Here is an 845-nt window from a genome sequence, read left to right as displayed (position 1 = left end):
TTGATGTTCGTGCTGGTGGGGAGGGTTTCGGTTGCTGGAACAAGCCCAGGATGAAGAGCAGATCATCACGCGTGTGGCGGGGTTGGACATCGGCAAGGCGTTGTTGGTGTGCTGCGCACGGGTTCCGGACGAGACGAAGCCCGGACGGCGGCTGCAGGAAGTGCGGACCTACCCGACGATGACCCGATCGCTGATCGGGCTGGCCGAGCGCTTGGCCGCGCTGGGGGTGACCCGGGTGGTCATGGAGGCCACCAGTGACTACTGGAAACCGGTGTTCTACCTCCTGGAAGCGCACGGGTTCGAGGTGTGGCTGGTCAACGCCCGCGACGTCAAGCATCTACCGGGCCGGCCGAAGACCGACAAACTGGACGCGGTGTGGTTGTGCAAGGTCGCCGAACGGCAGATGATCCGGCCGAGTTTCGTGCCACCGGCGCCGATCCGGATGCTGCGGGATCTGACCCGTTACCGGGTCGATCTGATCGCTGAAGCGGGGGCGGAACGCAACCGGGCGGAGAAGCTGCTCGAAGACGCGCAGATCAAACTGTCGGTCGTGGTCAGCGACCTGTTCGGCACGTCGGGGCGGGCCATGATGGCGGCGTTGATCGCCGGGCAACGCGACCCACACACCCTGGCCGACCTGGCGCGTTCCAGCCTGCGCCGCAAGATCCCAGCCCTGCAGGAAGCCCTCACCGGGCACTTCACCGATCACCACGCGTTCCTGCTGGGCAAGATGATCGCCCGGGTCGAGCAGGTCGAGGCCGACATCCGCGAGGTCGACGCCCGGATCGAGGCGCAACTGGCCCCTTTCGCCCCGGCGGCGGCCCGGCTGCTTGAGATTCCCGGGG

The 845-nt window shown here is 66.7% G+C and carries 1 protein-coding gene; it reads left to right on the top strand.

Annotation, left to right across the window (positions count from 1 at the left end; translation table 11 throughout):
* Window positions 1-31: 31 nt before the first annotated feature.
* On the top strand, window positions 32-845 hold an 814-nt coding region (locus SM450_RS31040; protein ID WP_474623330.1), incomplete at its 3' end, for an IS110 family RNA-guided transposase.

This window comes from Micromonospora marincola (assembly GCF_056150385.1).
This window is presented reverse-complemented; position numbering and strand designations above follow the sequence as displayed.